1 protein-coding gene and 1 tRNA gene are annotated in these 1,183 nt (G+C 32.0%); both read left to right on the top strand.

Annotated elements, in window-relative coordinates; all coding sequences use genetic code 11:
- The first annotated feature begins 91 nt into the window (after window positions 1–91).
- Window positions 92–769 (top strand): MOSC domain-containing protein, encoded by a 678-nt coding sequence (locus BFA01S_RS21550; protein ID WP_066235696.1) that lies wholly within the window; start codon window positions 92–94, stop codon window positions 767–769.
- 240 nt (window positions 770–1,009) lie between these two features.
- A tRNA-Gly gene (locus BFA01S_RS21545) sits at window positions 1,010–1,083 on the top strand.
- Window positions 1,084–1,183: the final 100 nt, after the last annotated feature.

Here is a 1,183-nt window from a genome sequence, read left to right as displayed (position 1 = left end):
GAAAAACCCCCACTGATGGAAGTTTCACTTTATAATTATTATGAAAATGATGGGAATAAATAATTTCGAAGATTGAGGGAGGAATATTGATTTGGGAGAAGTTATATCAATTAACATCGGAAAGCCTGTAAAAGTTGAATATAAGGGAAAAGAATTAGAAACAGGCATATACAAATCACAAGTAAAAGAACCTGTTTATTTAAGTAAGTTAAATTTTATTGGTGATGGACAGGCTGATTTAGTTCACCATGGGGGAATAGACAAGGCTGTTTGTGTTTATCCATATGAGCATTATACATATTGGGAAAAGGATCTGGAAAGAAAACTTGATTTCGGGGCTTTTGGTGAAAATATTACTGTAAAGGGTATGATGGAAGCGGATGTAAGTATAGGAGATATTTTTCAAATGGGAGAAGCTGTTGTTCAAATCACACAGCCGAGGCAGCCATGTTTTAAATTGGCAAAAAGATATGATTTAACTGATTTGCCGCTTAAATTTCAAAATACCGGATATACTGGATATTACTTTAAAGTTTTAGAAGAGGGACTAGTAAATCCAGATTCGATGATTAATCTTATTGAAAGAGATCCTAAAAATGTTACCGTTCAATTTGCAAATGAAATTATGCATCACGATAAGAAAAATTTAGAAGCGATAGAAAAGATATTAATAGTTGATGCGTTATCAAGCAGCTGGAGAAATACATTTACAAAACGTTTACATGGAAAAAAGGAGAATACAAAGGAAAGATTAGAAGGAAAGAATTAAGAAGAAACGCTATTTAAAGCTGACCTTTTATATATTTTTAAGCCTCTCTGAGCATTTAATTTATTAAATAATGAGAGGTCTTATAAATCATCTTTACATAAAATTAATAAAAGAACTTGCCTAAATAACTAAAAGGTAGTAGAATAATAATTGTTCTTGTTAATAATACATTTTACGACAAGATACTACAAAGTTAGGCTATCATTTTTTAGAATGATACGTCATACTATATTGGTAGATGCGGGTGTAGTTTAGTGGTAAAACCTCAGCCTTCCAAGCTGATGATGAGGGTTCGATTCCCTTCACCCGCTCCATACATATTATTGCTAACAACGCAGTGTTTCGTTTCTTAGATTAAACGAGGCATTGCGTTTTTTAATTGTGAACACAATGCCTTAAATGTACATTTAATTT

It is taken from the genome of Metabacillus fastidiosus NBRC 101226 (genome assembly GCF_001591625.1).
GTDB classification, from domain to species: domain Bacteria; phylum Bacillota; class Bacilli; order Bacillales; family Bacillaceae; genus Metabacillus; species Metabacillus fastidiosus.
Note: the sequence above shows the minus strand (reverse complement) of the source record. Positions and strands in the feature narration are given on the sequence as shown.